The 15,569-nt window shown below is 64.2% G+C and carries 15 protein-coding genes; 2 read left to right on the forward strand and 13 right to left on the reverse strand.

Annotated features, from left to right (window positions below):
- Positions 1-78: 78 nt before the first annotated feature.
- The 13 genes from lpdA to eno all read right to left on the reverse strand — a co-directional run bounded on the left by lpdA (position 79) and on the right by eno (position 13,797).
- Positions 79-1,500, reverse strand: a complete 1,422-nt coding sequence (gene lpdA / locus GA0061099_RS19200) for a dihydrolipoyl dehydrogenase (protein ID WP_036009842.1) — start codon at positions 1,498-1,500, stop codon at positions 79-81.
- An 8-nt stretch (positions 1,501-1,508) separates the two neighbouring features.
- Positions 1,509-1,679, reverse strand: coding sequence for a hypothetical protein (locus GA0061099_RS41255; protein WP_157786078.1), 171 nt, complete (start codon positions 1,677-1,679; stop codon positions 1,509-1,511).
- A gap of 570 nt (positions 1,680-2,249) precedes the next feature.
- On the reverse strand, positions 2,250-3,593 hold the full coding sequence (locus tag GA0061099_RS19205; RefSeq protein ID WP_074447971.1) for a pyruvate dehydrogenase complex dihydrolipoamide acetyltransferase: 1,344 nt from the start codon (positions 3,591-3,593) through the stop codon (positions 2,250-2,252).
- A 63-nt stretch (positions 3,594-3,656) separates the two neighbouring features.
- Complete coding sequence (locus GA0061099_RS19210; protein ID WP_036032460.1) at positions 3,657-4,109, reverse strand: nucleoside deaminase; 453 nt, start codon at positions 4,107-4,109, stop codon at positions 3,657-3,659.
- A gap of 2 nt (positions 4,110-4,111) precedes the next feature.
- Positions 4,112-4,414, reverse strand: a complete 303-nt coding sequence (locus tag GA0061099_RS19215) for a DUF5076 domain-containing protein (RefSeq protein ID WP_008547332.1) — start codon at positions 4,412-4,414, stop codon at positions 4,112-4,114.
- A gap of 3 nt (positions 4,415-4,417) precedes the next feature.
- Positions 4,418-5,800 (reverse strand): pyruvate dehydrogenase complex E1 component subunit beta, encoded by a 1,383-nt coding sequence (locus GA0061099_RS19220; protein WP_074447972.1) that lies wholly within the window; start codon positions 5,798-5,800, stop codon positions 4,418-4,420.
- Between the two features lie 28 nt (positions 5,801-5,828).
- The gene (pdhA, locus tag GA0061099_RS19225) at positions 5,829-6,851 is read right to left on the reverse strand and encodes a pyruvate dehydrogenase (acetyl-transferring) E1 component subunit alpha (RefSeq protein ID WP_036025165.1); all 1,023 of its coding nucleotides are present in this window, start codon (positions 6,849-6,851) and stop codon (positions 5,829-5,831) included.
- A gap of 265 nt (positions 6,852-7,116) precedes the next feature.
- Positions 7,117-8,634 carry an aldehyde dehydrogenase gene (gene adh / locus GA0061099_RS19230; protein ID WP_036025166.1) on the reverse strand — a complete coding sequence of 506 codons (1,518 nt, stop codon included), beginning with the start codon at positions 8,632-8,634 and terminating at the stop codon, positions 7,117-7,119.
- Positions 8,635-8,902: 268 nt separating this feature from the next.
- Entirely contained in the window at positions 8,903-9,862 is a 960-nt protein-coding gene (locus GA0061099_RS19235) for a helix-turn-helix domain-containing protein (protein WP_036009867.1), read from the reverse strand.
- Between the two features lie 220 nt (positions 9,863-10,082).
- The gene (locus GA0061099_RS19240) at positions 10,083-10,400 is read right to left on the reverse strand and encodes an FtsB family cell division protein (RefSeq protein WP_025036496.1); all 318 of its coding nucleotides are present in this window, start codon (positions 10,398-10,400) and stop codon (positions 10,083-10,085) included.
- Between the two features lie 178 nt (positions 10,401-10,578).
- Complete coding sequence (locus GA0061099_RS19245) at positions 10,579-11,130, reverse strand: NADPH-dependent FMN reductase (RefSeq protein WP_036009870.1); 552 nt, start codon at positions 11,128-11,130, stop codon at positions 10,579-10,581.
- A 203-nt stretch (positions 11,131-11,333) separates the two neighbouring features.
- Positions 11,334-12,467: a zinc-binding dehydrogenase gene (locus tag GA0061099_RS19250; RefSeq protein WP_074447973.1), complete on the reverse strand. Its 1,134-nt coding sequence runs from the start codon at positions 12,465-12,467 to the stop codon at positions 11,334-11,336.
- A 46-nt stretch (positions 12,468-12,513) separates the two neighbouring features.
- Positions 12,514-13,797 (reverse strand): phosphopyruvate hydratase, encoded by a 1,284-nt coding sequence (eno, locus tag GA0061099_RS19255; RefSeq protein ID WP_036025201.1) that lies wholly within the window; start codon positions 13,795-13,797, stop codon positions 12,514-12,516.
- A gap of 174 nt (positions 13,798-13,971) precedes the next feature.
- On the opposite strand from eno, the gene GA0061099_RS19260 reads away from it, so the two are divergent.
- Both GA0061099_RS19260 and queF read left to right on the forward strand, forming a co-directional pair.
- Positions 13,972-14,949 carry a Vgb family protein gene (locus GA0061099_RS19260; protein WP_036025176.1) on the forward strand — a complete coding sequence of 326 codons (978 nt, stop codon included), beginning with the start codon at positions 13,972-13,974 and terminating at the stop codon, positions 14,947-14,949.
- Positions 14,950-15,061: 112 nt separating this feature from the next.
- On the forward strand, positions 15,062-15,538 hold the full coding sequence (queF, locus tag GA0061099_RS19265) for a preQ(1) synthase (protein WP_192893427.1): 477 nt from the start codon (positions 15,062-15,064) through the stop codon (positions 15,536-15,538).
- Positions 15,539-15,569 lie beyond the last annotated feature (31 nt).

A 15,569-nucleotide genomic window follows, 5' to 3' on the forward strand; every position in this document is an offset into this window, starting at 1 on the left:
TGCGAGCGAAGCGAAGCAATCCAGAATCTTTCCGCAGCAGCAGTCTGGATTGCTTCGCTTCGCTCGCAATGACGGCTGTCAAATGTTCAACACCCGTCCATACGCATCCAGCACGGCTTCCTTCATCATCTCCGACAGGGTCGGATGCGGGAAGACCGTGTGCATCAGCTCTTCTTCCGTCGTCTCCAGATTCATGGCGACGACGTAGCCCTGGATCAGCTCGGTGACCTCCGCGCCGACCATGTGGGCCCCGAGCAGTTGGCCGGTCTTCTTGTCAAAGATGACTTTGACCAGGCCCTGATCCTCGCCGAGCGCGATCGCCTTGCCGTTGCCGACGAAGGGAAAGCGGCCGACGCGGATCTCGCGGCCGTTCTCCTTGGCCTTGGCTTCCGTCAAGCCGACCGATGCAACCTGCGGGTGGCAATAGGTGCAGCCCGGGATCATGTTCTTGTCGAGGGGATGCGGATTGAGGCCCTTGATCGCTTCGACGCAGATCACGCCCTCATGCTCGGCCTTGTGCGCCAGCATCGGGGGGCCGGCAACGTCGCCGATCGCGTAGATGCCGGGGACGTTGGTCTTGCCGTAGCCGTCGACCACGATGATGCCGCGGTCGGTCTTCACGCCGACTTTTTCCAGGCCGAGATTCTCGATGTTGCCGACGACGCCGACCGCCGAGATCACGCGCTCGAACTCTGATGTGACAGGCTTGCCCTTGCCGTCGTCGATGGTGGCGAGGACGCTGTCGGCCTTCTTCTCCAGCTTGGTGACCTTGGTCGAGGACATGATCTTGATGCCCTGCTTCTCCAGCCGCTTGCGGGCGAGGCCCGCGATCTCGGCGTCCTCGACGGGCAGAATCTGCGGCAGCACCTCGACCACGGTGACGTCGCTTCCCATGGTGTGGAAGAACGAGGCGAACTCGATGCCGATCGCGCCGGAGCCGACCACCAGCAGCGACTTCGGCATCCGCTCCGGCACCATCGCCTCGAAATAGGTCCAGACCAGCTTCTTGTCCGGCTCGAGGCCGGGCAGCACGCGCGGCCGCGCACCGGTGGCGACGATGATGTGCTTGGCCTGGTAGGTCCCCTCGCCTAGCGCGCCCTTCGGGCCCTCGACGTCGGACTTCTTCACCGTGACCTTGCCGGGCGCATCGATCGAGGCCGCGCCCCAGATCACGCTGACCTTGTTCTTCTTCATCAGGAAGCCGACGCCGTCGTTGAGGCGCTTGGAGACGCCGCGCGAACGCTGCACCACCGCCTTCGGATCGAACGAGACCTTCTCGGCGGAGAGCCCGTAGTCCTTCGCGTGCTGCATGTAGTGGTAGATCTCGGCCGAACGCAGCAGCGCCTTGGTAGGAATGCAGCCCCAGTTGAGGCAGATGCCGCCGAGATAGGATTTTTCGACGATCGCGGTCTTGAAGCCGAGCTGCGCGGCGCGGATGGCGGTGACATAGCCGCCGGGGCCGGAGCCGATGATGATGACGTCGAAGGATGTGTCGGCCATGCGCGATGCTACTCCGGTTTAGTGCTCTCTTCAGTTACCGCAGTCGGGGTTGCAGCTACGGTCTCTTTTTTGCTGGGGGAACGACTACTCAACAGTTCGAGAATAATCGGAATGGCGCGAAACGCGAGATAGATGCCCACCGGTACGATCAATGACTCCCATGAAAAGCTGACGTTCATGTCTCAACCCCTGAAATGTGAAGCTAGGTACAAGCTTTGACTTCCTAAAACCCAATTCACGACAATGAGACTTACAACTGAAACTGAATTCGCCGACCAGAGTGGCTGTCTGTGCGCCCGATCAATACCAAGTATCGCGAAGGCGGCGCTAACCATCGCCAAGTGCAAGAGTCCAGCGGGCGTAAGAGAGTCAACCTGAAAGACCTTTAACCAGCCAAGAGAGGCACGACTGATGTCGCCTGAGAAACCATTGAAAAAGATCGGGCCGCCAAACGTCAACTTCCACCAGACAACTTCGCGGGCCTGCGGTAGGAGGCTCGCTACACAGGTTGCATGATTTGCGAATGAATAGGAGGCAAACGCGGCGAACCCCGTGTATATTAGTAATGCTGCCGGAACGAAGGCCATTGGAATCTCAGTGCCGAGCACTTTGAAGCTCGCAGCTCGTGAGAGCTTGAGCAAGACAATCGTCCAAGCGAACGCAACGCCTCCAACAAACGTACTACTAACAAACTTCGCGTCGCTTAGAATTCCTTCCGTGAGGATATCCGGCGGCGGGCACACCGGAAATCACACCATCATCATCACGGGATTTTCGATCAGCTGCTTGAACGCGCCGATCAGCTCGGCGCCGAGCGCGCCGTCGATGGCGCGGTGATCGCAGGACAAGGTCACGCTCATCATGTGCGCGATCTCGATCTTGCCGCCGCGCACCACGGGACGCTCCTCGCTGGTGCCAACCGCAAGGATCGTGGCATGAGGCGGATTGATCACCGCAGTGAAGTGGCTGATGCCGTACATGCCGAGGTTGGAAACGGCCGTGGTGCCTCCCTGGTATTCCTCCGGCTTGAGCTTGCGCGAGCGGGCGCGCGCGGCAAAATCCTTCATCTCGTTGGAGATGGTCGAGAGCGTCTTGGTCTCCGCTTTGCGGATGATCGGCGTGATCAGGCCGCCGGGCATCGCGACGGCAACGCCGACGTCGGAATGGTGATGCTTGACCATGCCGCTTTCGGTCCAGCTGACGTTGCAGTTCGGGATCTTCTGCAGCGCGACCGCCATCGCCTTGATGACGAAATCGTTGACCGAGATCTTGTAGAGCGGCTTCTTCTCCTTGTCCTTCGGCGCGGCGGCGTTGATCTCCTCGCGGGCAGTGAGCAGCTTGCCGATGTCGCAGTCGATGGTGAGGTAGAAGTGCGGGACGTTCTGGATCGATGCGGTCAGGCGCTGGGCGATGGTGCGGCGCATGCCGTCATGCGGGACGATGTCGTAGGAGCCGGGCTCGAACAGCGACAGGATCTGCTTGTCCGACATGGTCGGCGCGATCGCAGGCGCGCCTGACGGTGCCGCGGCGGGCGCTTTCAGACCCTTGCCGGACTTGGCCTGCTCGACGTCGCGGGCGACCACGCGGCCGTGCGGACCGGTGCCGGCGACCAGGGCGACATCGATGCCGGCCTCCTTGGCGAGACGGCGCGCCAGCGGCGACGAGAATACACGGCCGCCATGACCATTGGCTTGCGCTGCCGGAGCTGCAGCCTGCTGCGCGGGTGCCGCGGCGGGCGCAGCAGCTTTCGGTGCGGCGGGCGCAGGCGCGGGAGCCGGCGCAGCGGCAGCGGCCTTTGGCGGCGCGGCCGAGGCGCTGGGCTTGGCGCTACCCGCAGCCTTCACGTCCTCGCCCTCGCCGGCGAGCACGGCGATCACGTCGTTGACCGGGACATCCTGCGTACCCTCTGGCACCAGGATCTTGGCGATCGTGCCTTCGTCGATCGCCTCGACCTCCATGGTCGCCTTGTCGGTCTCGATCTCGGCGATGACGTCGCCGGACTTGACCTTGTCGCCCTCCTTCTTCAGCCATTTGGCGAGGTTGCCCTTCTCCATCGTCGGCGAGAGAGCGGGCATCAGGATGTTGATGGGCATGCTGACCTCAAGAAGAACTTTGCAAAACGTCGTCGTCCGACAGCGGCGACGAACAGACCAGGTTTAGTTGCCGATGTCGCCCTGCCACAGGCGCTCATTGGTTGGGATGGAACGCCAATTCTTCATCATGGTGATGGAGCGGTCGTCGGCAAGGTCGATCCACGGAATCCCGAACTTGTCGAGAATGTCCTTGGAGCCTTCGAAGGTGGCGGATTCCCCGATCACCACCAGCTTGACCTTGAACAGCGCGAGCGCGCCGGCGCACATCGAGCAAGGCGACAGCGTGGTGTACATGACGGTGTCATGGAACGAGATCGCGCCGGCCTCGCGCAGGCAGCTCATCTCGCCATGCAGGATCGGATTGTTCTCCTGCACGCGGTTGTTGTGGCCGCGGGCGATGATCTTGTTGTCGCGCGTCAGCACCGCGCCGATCGGCAGGCCGCCCTGCGCGATCGAGGCTTCCGCCTCGCGGATCGCCTCCAGCATGAAATCGTAATGATAGGCTTCGATCGCCATGGTCAGTGCCCCTTGCCGCGCGGCGTGGTGGTGCCCGTGTCAGTGGGACGCTCGATCTCGGCCTGGAACATGTCGAGGATCCGGTTCAGCGCGTCCTCCTCGGTATATTCGCTCTCGCGCGCATAGGCGCGCGCGGCATGACGTGCGAGATCGACGAGCAGGAGGCCCCACATGTCCGGCTCCTCGAAGGCGCGCTGGAACGCCATCGACAGCCCACCGTCCAGGACGAACACGCGCAGGATCTCGACCGCGTCGTCGCGGGTCATGACGTCTGGCGGCAGTGGCTGCTCCTTGGGGCCTGCCATGGTCTACCTGTAGCAGACGGCTTTAGCGGCCTCGACGACGTCCGCCGCCGAGGGCAGCGCGAGCTTCTCCAGGTTCGCGGCATAGGGCATCGGCACGTCCTTGCCAGACACGCGCGTCACCGGCGCATCAAGATAGTCGAAGGCGTTCTCCATGATGCGCGCGGCGATCTCGGCGCCGACGCCGCTCTGGGCCCACCCCTCTTCCACCGTAACCGCACGTCCCGTTTTCTTCACGGAGTTGATGATGGTCTCCGTGTCCATCGGGCGCAGCGTGCGCAGGTCGATCACCTCGGCCTCGATGCCGTCCTTGGCGAGCTCGTCCGCAGCCTTCAGCGCATAGGTCATGCCGTTCGACCAGGAGATGATCGTGACGTGACTGCCGGCGCGCACGATGCGCGCCTTGCCGATCGGAATGATGAAGTCGTCGAGCTTCGGCACTTCGCCAGTGTGGCCGTACAGCACCTCGTTCTCGAGGAAGATCACCGGGTTGGGATCGCGGATCGCAGCCTTGAGCAGGCCCTTGGCGTCCGCGGCCGAATATGGCGCAACCACCTTGAGGCCGGGGACGTGCGAATACCACGCCGAATAGTCCTGGCTGTGCTGGGCGGCAACGCGCGCGGCCGCACCGTTCGGACCGCGGAACACGATCGAGCAGCCCATCTGGCCGCCCGACATGTAGAGCGTCTTGGCCGCGGAATTGATGATCTGGTCGATCGCCTGCATGGCGAAGTTGAAGGTCATGAACTCGACGATCGGCTTGAGGCCGGTCATCGCGGCACCGACGCCGACGCCAGCAAAGCCGTGCTCGGTGATCGGCGTGTCGATCACGCGCTTGGCGCCGAACTCCTGGAGCAGGCCCTGGGTCACCTTGTAGGCGCCCTGATATTCAGCAACTTCTTCGCCCATCACGAACACGTCCGCGTCGCGGCGCATCTCTTCGGCCATGGCATCGCGCAGCGCTTCGCGGATGGTCTGCGTCACCATTTCGGTGCCGGCGGGGACTTCCGGATCGGGCTCGGCGACGGCCTGGGGAGCAGGCGCGGCTTTCGGCGCGGGCGCCTCGGCCTTTGCTGCGGCCGGCGGCGCGGACTCCGCAGCCTTCGCCGCCGCTGCGGGTGCCTTGGCGAGATCAGCCGCGCTCTCGCCGTCTGCGAGGATGGTCGCGATCGGGGTGTTCACCGCGACGTCGGCGGTGCCCTCGGGGATCAGGATCTTGCCGAGCGTGCCCTCGTCGGTCGCCTCGACCTCCATGGTCGCCTTGTCGGTCTCGATCTCGGCGATGACGTCGCCGGACTTGATCGTCTCGCCCTCTTTCTTCAGCCATTTGGCGAGGTTGCCCTTCTCCATCGTGGGCGACAACGCGGGCATCAGCACTTGAATTGGCATATCTTCTCCAAAGAAAGCTTGCGCGCGTTCAGCGGTACACGTCGGTCCAGAGCTCGGCGGCATCCGGCTCGGGATCATGCTGGGCGAAATCGGCGGAGGCGTTGACGATGTCGCGCACTTCGGCGTCGATCGCCTTGAGATCGGCCTCGCTGACCTTGGCGGCGAGCAACCGATTGCGAACCTGCTCGATCGGATCCTGGTCGTGGCGAACCTTCTCGACCTCCTCGCGCGTACGATATTTTGCGGGATCGGACATCGAGTGGCCGCGATAGCGATAGGTCTGCATCTCCAGGATGAAAGGACCCTTGCCGCCACGGCACCAGGCCGCCGCCTCCTCGCCCGCCGCCTTCACGGCGCGGACGTCCATGCCGTCGACCTGCTTGCCCGGGATGTTGAAGGACGCACCGCGCTTGGAAAAATCCTGCTGTGCCGAGGCGCGCGAGACCGAGGTGCCCATGGCGTAGCGGTTGTTCTCGATTACGTAGATCACCGGCAGCTTCCAGAGCTCCGCCATGTTGAAGCTCTCATAGACCTGGCCCTGATTGGCCGCGCCGTCGCCGAAATAGGTGACGCTGACATTGTCGTTGCCGCGATAGTGGTTGGCAAAGGCAAGGCCGGTGCCGAGCGAGACCTGGGCGCCGACGATGCCGTGACCGCCGTAGAAGTGCTTCTCCTTGCTGAACATGTGCATGGAGCCGCCCTTGCCCTTGGAATAGCCGCCGCGGCGTCCCGTCAGCTCGGCCATGACACCGTTGGCATCCATGCCGGTCGCAAGCATGTGACCGTGGTCGCGATAGCCGGTGATGACCTGATCGCCCTCTTTGAGGGCCATCTGCATGCCGACCACCACGGCCTCCTGGCCGATATAGAGGTGGCAGAAGCCGCCGATGGCGCCCATGCCGTAGAGCTGGCCTGCCTTTTCCTCGAAGCGCCGGATCAGGAGCATGTCGCGGAGCGCCTTGAGTTCCTGCTCCTTCGTGAATTCCGGGGGCGAACCGCCGTCGGTCTTGTCCTGTGGAGCGCTTGCGGCGGCTTTCTTGGGTGCGGCCATGGGAATTCCGGGTCAGAGAAAACTTTCGCCCTCTCTAACCCAAGTCAAACGCCCTTGGAAAGCACCGCGGCGGCATGGCACGACTTTCATTATGCCGCACTGCAACGTGATCGAAATATTGCAAAATCTTTGGCGCTGATCGGGCAACAAATCTATGAGCGCCATCGCGCGCGCAGATTCGTGACCGGATCAAGAACGGTGCACGACGCCAATCCCGACATGCGGAGCGGACGGCGCCGAAGCGGCGCCGCCCTCTCCGATCCGATCAGAAGAAGCCGAGCTTCTTCGGGCTGTAGCTGACCAGGAGGTTCTTGGTCTGCTGGTAATGATCGAGCATCATCTTGTGGGTCTCGCGCCCGACGCCCGACTGCTTGTAGCCGCCGAACGCCGCATGGGCGGGATAAGCGTGGTAGCAGTTGGTCCAGACCCGGCCAGCCTGGATCTCCCGGCCGAAGCGGTAGCAGCGATTGGCGTCGCGGCTCCAAACGCCGGCACCCAGGCCGTAGAGCGTGTCGTTGGCGATCGCGAGCGCCTCTTCGTCGGTCTTGAAGGTCGTGACCGAGACGACGGGGCCGAAAATCTCCTCCTGGAAGATTCGCATCTTGTTGTGGCCCTCGAACACGGTCGGCTGCACGTAGAAGCCGCCGGTGAGATCGCCGCCGAGATCGGCGCGTCCGCCGCCGGCCAGCACCTTGGCGCCCTCCTGCTTGCCGATGTCGATATAGGAGAGGATCTTGCTGAGTTGCTCGCTGGAGGCCTGCGCGCCGATCATGGTGGTGGGATCGCGCGGATCGCCCTGCTTGATCGCAGCGACGCGCTTGAGCGCCCGCTCCATGAAGCGGTCATAGATGTCGGCGTGGACCAGCGCCCGGCTCGGACAGGTGCAGACCTCGCCCTGGTTCAGCGCGAACATGACGAATCCCTCGATCGCCTTGTCGAAGAAATCGTCGTCCTCGGCGGTGACGTCCTTGAAGAAGATGTTGGGCGACTTGCCGCCGAGCTCTAGCGTGACCGGAATCAGATTCTGGCTGGCATATTGCATGATCAGCCGGCCCGTCGTGGTCTCGCCGGTGAAGGCGATCTTGGCAATGCGCGGGCTCGACGCCAGCGGCTTGCCGGCCTCGAGGCCAAAGCCGTTGACGATGTTGAGCACGCCTGCCGGCAGCAGGTCGGCGATGACCTCGGCGAAGACCATGATCGAGGCCGGGGTCTGCTCGGCGGGCTTGAGCACCACGCAATTGCCGGCGGCCAGCGCCGGCGCGAGCTTCCAGCAGGCCATCAGAAGCGGGAAGTTCCAGGGAATGATCTGGCCGACCACGCCGAGCGGCTCGTGGAAATGATAGGCGATGGTGTCGTGGTCGATCTCGCCGATCGAGCCTTCCTGGGCGCGGACGACACCGGCGAAATAGCGGAAATGGTCGATCGCGAGCGGCAGGTCGGCGGCGCGCGTCTCGCGGATCGGCTTGCCGTTGTCCCAGGTCTCGGCAATCGCGAGGCGCTCGAGGTTCTCTTCCATGCGGTCGGCGATCCGGTTCAGGACCGCGGCGCGCTCGGCGACGCTGGTGCGGCCCCAGGCGGACTTGGCGGCATGCGCCGCGTCGAGCGCTGCCTCGATGTCCTGCGCGTCGGACCGCGCGATCTTGCAGACGACCTGGCCAGTCAGGGGCGAGGCATTGTCGAAATATTTCCCGGAGATCGGCGCGACGAACTTGCCGCCGATGAAATTGTCGTAGCGTTCGGCAAAGGGCACTTTGGTGACGCTGAGGAATTCCACCTTGTTCATTGATCACTCCCGATGTTGCTGTTTGCGCTTTGTCGTCGCCTGTTTGCGACTTGCGCCGACGATGATGCGGGAGGCGATGTCTGTCAGCCCGGGCGGACGCGATGGCGGAGCCGACCTGTCGCAGAACTGCGACAGTCGTGGACGAGGTAAGCGTGAGATGGAGCGCTCACAGCCACCCTACCGTCATTGCGAGCGCAGCGAAGCAATCCAGAGTCCCTCCGCGGAAAGATTCTGGATTGCTTCGCTGCGCTCGCAATGACGGATGAGCTCAGTGGTTCAGCTCGAACCGCTTCAGCTTCCGATGGAGCGTGGCGCGGCTGACGCCGAGGGCCTTGGCGGCGGCGGAGACATTGCCGCCGGCGCGGAGCAGCGCCCGCTGCAGCACCGCGCGCTGGCCGCCGGCAAGATGATCGCGCGCGGCATCGCCGCCGAGAAGATCGGCCGCGGGCACCGGCCGCAACGCACCGCCGGGCGCGATGCCGAGCGCCAGCCGGGCGGAGCGCGTTGCGCCGATCACGAGATCGTCCGCATCGACCGCAACGAGGCCGCCGCAGCTTCCATCCGCCGCCTGTGTCAGCACGATGCGGGCATGGGCGAAGACCTTGCGAAACAGGTCGGCCTCGATCCGCCTGGCCGCCTCGCCTGCCGCGAGCGCGATCAGGCTGGCGAAGGCGTCGGTGCGGTCGGCGCGGCAGGAGGAGACGTCGAGCACGCCCGCGAGCGCCGCCTCGTGATCGTAGATCGGAACGGCGGTGCAGCTCAGAAGCGTGTTGCGCGCAAAGAAGTGCTGGTCGCGATCGATGGTCAGCGGACGCTGCTCGACGAGGCAGGTGCCGATACCGTTGGTGCCCTCGTGCTCCTCGCTCCAGAGTGCACCGGTCCAAAGGCCCCAGGACTGAAACGTCGCATCGTCCGCCACCGTGCCGCGGCGATCGACCGGCACGCCCTCGCGATCGGCGAGCAGCACGCAGCAGCCCGCAGCGCCGACAGCCTGATAAAGCCGGTCCATGGCGCCCTGGGCGGCCGCCAGAAGCGGCGCGATGCGCTCGCGCGCCTGCTGCAGCTCGGCTTCGGTCAGCCGCATCGGCGCGGCGTGGCCGCCGGGATCGAGATGGTGCAATCGGGAGGAACGGCGCCACGAGGCCACGAGCGCGGACCGGGCCGCCTGGCCTGACGCGATGGCGGCCTCGACGCGGGCCGCGTGATGCCGGGGCATTGTCCCATTCATCACAGTTTCCTCCGGATATCGATTGTAGGACGCGCCGGTGCTCCCCGGTTGATCTGCGTCAACTTCAGCGCGCGCCAGCAAAGGCATGAGCCCGCCGCGGCGCCGCCGTCAAGGGAACCGCCCGGTTCGGGGGTTACGACCTTCGCAGGAGGAGGCAAAGGTGCGGCGGTCGGATGTCAGCAGCGACTTTCGCTTTCCGCTTCGAAAGCTGCGGATGCCGCTAGTTCGCCGGGATCATTCGAACGAGATCGCGCGGATGGACATAGTCGAGCTGGAAGCGCGCCCGCTCGTCCAGCATGTCCGGGTCGATCTTCTCGGACCGCAGCAGCGACACCCGTTGTTCGCTTCTGGCGCGCTCGCGCTTGAGCTGAGCCAGCTCGCTGGTCAGCGCGATGATCTCCTGGTCGAGCTCCTGGCGGGCGTTGAGACCGTATTTGCCGGTGTAGGCGTTGACGCCGAAATAGCCGACGATCGCCGCCGCCATCGCATAGAGGGCAAGACCGGTCAGGATCGATTTCAGGCGCGCGCGGGAGACCATCTTCGGAAGATGGGACAGGTTGGTTAAGGGAGTGCTAATTGCCAGAACGAGGCACTATCCCCACGACGCGTCATGCCCGGGCTTGTCCCGGCCATCCACGTGCTTTGCCGGCGATGACGAAGAACGTGGATGCCCGGGACAAGCCCGGGCATGACGGAGCGTCGGCTTGGCCGGAAGCTCAGCCCTGATTCTTCGCCACATGCGCGGCGAAGGCGTCGATGTATTGCTGCAGCACCGTCTTGAGGGAGTCCTTGGTCAGGTTGCCGTCCGCATCGAAGGCATCGCCGACGCTACTGAGATAGATTTCCGGCTGCTGGAGGACCGGACCGGAAATGCCCGGCAGGATGTTCTGCAGATGCTTGGCCGCGCTGACGCCGCCGAGCAGCCCCGGCGAATTGGAGATGATGCCGACCGGTTTGCCGAGGAACGAGCTCTTGCCATAGGGGCGCGAGGCGACGTCGATGGCGTTCTTCAGGACGCCCGGGATCGAGCGGTTGTATTCGGGCGTGACGAACAGGACGCCATTCGACGTCTTGAGCTTCTCGCGGAAGGCGAGCCAGTCCGCGGGCGGCGCGCCCTCTAGGTCCTGGTTGAAGAACGAGATGCCCGCCGGCGTGATCACCTCGAGCTTGAGCGAGGCAGGCGCAAGCTTGGCGAGCGCATTGGCGATCTTGAGCGAGAAGCTGTCCTTGCGCAGGCTGCCAGCGATCGTGACGATGTTGTAGGCCATTGGGTGTCCTTGAAGGCTCGAGCGGAAATGCCGGGACGGCACTTAAGCCATCCGGGTCAATAGATGCAAGTGCATGAACCGGTCCGATTTGGAAACGCTGCGTTTCTGGAAATGGGTCCGGTTGCGATCCGTCCAGGCCACGATCAAAAGCAATCAGGCCGCCAAGCGGCGGCCTGATGCGTGTCGATAACCGACCGAAGCGATCACTTGTTCGGGTTGATGAGGAATTTTTCGCCGGTGGCCCGCTTGGCGTAGACTGCGATATTGGCGGGATCGAGCGCCTCGGCGAGCGAGACAACCTTGGTGTAATGGCTGGCGAAGGTGGTTTTGAGCTCGGATGCCACGCGCTGGCGCAGGCGGCCGATCTCGGCCGGGCCGATGTTTTGAAGGAATGGCGTGAGCAGCCAGCCGCCGACGCCCCAGCTGAGCCCGAACGAGCGGTTCAGCTCCGTCGGCCGCGTGTCGAGGCTGCCATAGATGTAGACCTGCTTGTACACGTTGGAGCCGTAGCGGCTGTATTCCTTCGCGGTCTTGTTGGCTGCGATCTCCATCGCGGTCAGGATCTGGCTCGCCAGCTTGCCGCCGCCGATGGCGTCGAAGGCGATGGTGGCGCCGGTCTCGACCAGCGCGTTGGTCAGATCGTCCATGAAGCTGGGCGCGCTGGAATCCACGACGTACTTTGCGCCGATCTTGTGCAGGATGTCGGCCTGCTCCTTGCTCCTGACGATGTTGACGAGGCCGATGCCGTCCTTGATGCAGATCTTGTTGAGCATCTGACCGAGATTGGAGGCTGCGGCCGTGTGCACGAGCGCCTTGTGGTTCTCCCGCCGCATCGTCTCGGTCATGCCGAGTGCGGTCAGCGGATTGACGAACCAGGAGGCCCCGTCCGCCGCCGTGGTGCCCGGCGGCAGCTCCATGACGTCGCGGACCTTCAGCACGCGGTACTGCGTGTACATCCCGCCGCCGATCATCGACACCGTCTTGCCCATCAGGGCCTTGGCCGCGTCCGACGATCCGGTCCTTACTACCGTGCCGGCGCCCTCGTTGCCGACCGGCAGCGACTGATCGAATCTCGCCGCCATCATCCGCATCGCCGCCTCCGGCATCGTGGCAGTGATGACCGGCATCTCCTTGGTGCCGGAAGCCTTGGCGGCCGACATGTCGGCGGGTCCGATCAGCAGCCCGAGATCGGACGGGTTGATCGGGGTGGCCTCGACGCGAACCACGACCTCATCGTCGGCCGGCTCCGCGGTCGGGACCGTCACGAGAGACAATTCCAGCTCGCCGCTCTTCTTGAGCAGCGAACGCAATTCCAGTCCGGTCTTGCCGTCACTCATGTCGATCCTCCCCTGTCCTTCTGTTCGCGCGGATCGAGACGCCGGCTTACGCCAGCGCCTTCAGTGCCGCCCTGCCGCCATAGAGCGCCTGCTTGCCGAGCTGCTGCTCGATGCGCAAGAGCTGGTTGTATTTGGCGGTCCGGTCGGACCTTGCAAGGGAGCCGGTCTTGATCTGACCGCAATTGGTGGCGACCGCGAGGTCGGCGATGGTGGAATCCTCGGTCTCGCCGGAGCGGTGCGACATCATCGAGGTGTAGCCGGCCTTGTGCGCCATCTCGACCGCGGCGAGCGTCTCGGTCAGCGTGCCGATCTGGTTGACCTTGATCAGGATCGAGTTGGCGCGGCCGGTCTTGATGCCTTCGGCAAGGCGCTTGACGTTGGTGACGAAGAGGTCGTCGCCGACCAGCTGGCACTTCTTGCCGATCAGGTCGGTGAGCTCCTTCCAGCCGTCCATGTCGTCTTCCGACATGCCGTCCTCGATGGTCACGATGGGATAGCGCGCGACGAGGTCGGCAAGATACTTCGCCTGCTCGGAGATCGAACGGGTCTTGCCCTCGCCTTCATAGACGTATTTGCCGTCCTTGAAGAACTCGGTCGAGGCGCAGTCGAGGCCGAGCATGATGTCGGTGCCCGCCTTGAAGCCGGCCTTGCCGATCGCGTTCATGACGAAGTCGAGCGCGGCGTCCGCCGACGGCAGGTTCGGAGCGAAACCGCCCTCGTCGCCGACATTGGTGTTGTGGCCGGCCTTCTTCAATTCGGACTTCAGCGTATGGAAGACTTCCGCGCCGTAGCGCAGGCCCTCGGCAAAGCTCGAGGCGCCGACCGGCAGGATCATGAATTCCTGGAAGTCGATCGGGTTGTCGGCGTGCACGCCGCCATTGATGATGTTCATCATCGGCACCGGCAGCAGGCGCGCGGAGGTGCCGCCGACGTAGCGATAGAGCGGCATGTCGAGCGAATTCGCGGCCGCCTTGGCGCAGGCCAGCGAGACGCCGAGGATGGCGTTGGCGCCCAGCCGGCTCTTGTTCGGCGTGCCGTCGAGGTCGATCATGATCTGGTCGATCTGGGCCTGCTGCTCGACATCGAGGCCGCTCAGAGCCTCGAAGATCTCGCCATTGACGGCGCCGACCGCCTTGGTCACGCCCTTGCCGAGATAGCGCGCCTTGTCGCCGTCGCGCAGTTCCACGGCCTCATGGGCGCCGGTGGAGGCGCCGGACGGAACCGCGGCGCGGCCGAGCGCCCCGTCCTCCAGCACGACATCGACCTCGACGGTGGGATTGCCCCGGCTATCGAGAATTTCGCGGCCGATGATGTCGATGATGGCGGTCATGATGTCCACTTCCGTTCGTTGGGGCTGATCGGTGCCGCGGGTCTTACACGGGCCGCAAGCAAATGTGAACGCTTGGACGCACGGCTCCGACTGACGCGAAAGGCGCCTCAGAATATGCTCGACCGCATCTGGTCCGCGTGCCCAACCTCAATCTCAAACAGTCGGGGTAACGCCATGAATCGCCGCCAATTTCTTGCTTCGAGTGCCGCGCTGCTTGCCGCCCGCCCAGGTTTTGCGCAGGAAGCCCCGTTCCGGACGAAATACTACGCGATCAGCCCAGGCATCGGCCTGCACGATCTCACGCCCGCCCCTGACGGCACGATCTGGTTCACGGCGCAGGGCAAGGGCCTGCTCGGCAGCCTCGATCCACGCGATGGCCGTTTCAAGACGGTCAGCCTCGGCCAGGGCGCGGCCCCACACGGCGTGACCATCGGACCCGATGGCGCGCCCTGGATCACCGAGGGCGGCCAGAACGCGATTGCGCGGGTCGACCCTGCCGATCTCAAGGTGACGCTGTTCCGCCTGCCGGAAAAGTTCGCCTCCGCCAATCTCAACACCGGCGTGTTCGACAGGGAGGGCACCTACTGGTTCACCGGCCAGTCCGGCTATTACGGCCGGCTGTCTCCGAAGACCGGCGAGATGAATGTGTTCAAGGCGCCGAAGGGGGTCGGCCCCTACGGCATCACGGTCACACCCATGGGCGATGTCTGGTACGCCTCCCTCGGCGGCAGCCATATCGCGAAGATCGACCGCGCGGGCGGCAATGCGACCGTGGTCGAACCGCCGACCCCGAACCAGGGGTCGCGGCGCGTCTGGTCGGATTCGAGGGGCCGGATCTGGGTCAGCGAGTGGAACAGCGGCCACGTCTCGGTGCATGATCCCGCGGACGGCTCGTGGAAGACCTGGAAGCTGCCGGGCGAACGTCCCCGCGCCTATGCCGTGTACGTCGATGACAAGGACAAGGTCTGGCTGACCGATTTCTCCGCCAACGCCATCGTGCGGTTCGATCCCGCCACAGAAAAGTTCAATGTCTTCGCCAGCGACAAGGCCAACGCCAATGTCCGCCAGCTCGACGGCCGTCCGGGCGAGCTATGGGGCTGCGAGTCCGGCAACGACCGGATCGTCATGATCCAGACAATCGCCGCCGGTTGACGACGAGCCCGTTTGCGTCCATCCCGGCATCCTCTGGAGCGCGATCTTATCGCGCTCCTATTGCTTAATTGAGCATGATCTTTCGGAAAACCGGTGCCCACTTTTCCGGATCATGCTCCACAGGATGTTGACGACGATGGCGAAAAAGTCCCTCCAGCTCGGCCGCGCGGTCGAATGGCCGCACACGCCGGAAGAGGCCCAACTCGACCGCGTGCCCAATCCGCAGAAAGGCACGGATTATCTGGTGCGCTTCACCGTGCCGGAATTCACCTCGCTCTGCCCGGTTACGGGCCAGCCGGATTTCGCGCATCTGATGATCGACTACGCGCCAGGCGCTTGGCTGCTGGAATCGAAATCGCTCAAGCTCTACATCGCCAGCTTCCGCAATCACGGCGCCTTCCACGAGGACTGCACCGTCATGATCGGCAAGCGCATCGCCAGCGAGATCAAGCCGAAATTCCTGCGCATCGGCGGCTATTGGTATCCGCGCGGCGGCATCCCGATCGACGTGTTCTGGCAGACCGGCCGCGTGCCGAAGGGCCTGTGGGTGCCGGAGCAAGGCGTGGCGCCCTATCGCGGGCGGGGCTAGGGCATGCTCGGTCACGTGTGACCATCAAGAG

This window comes from Bradyrhizobium yuanmingense, from assembly GCF_900094575.1.
Classification (GTDB): Bacteria; Pseudomonadota; Alphaproteobacteria; order Rhizobiales; family Xanthobacteraceae; genus Bradyrhizobium; species Bradyrhizobium yuanmingense.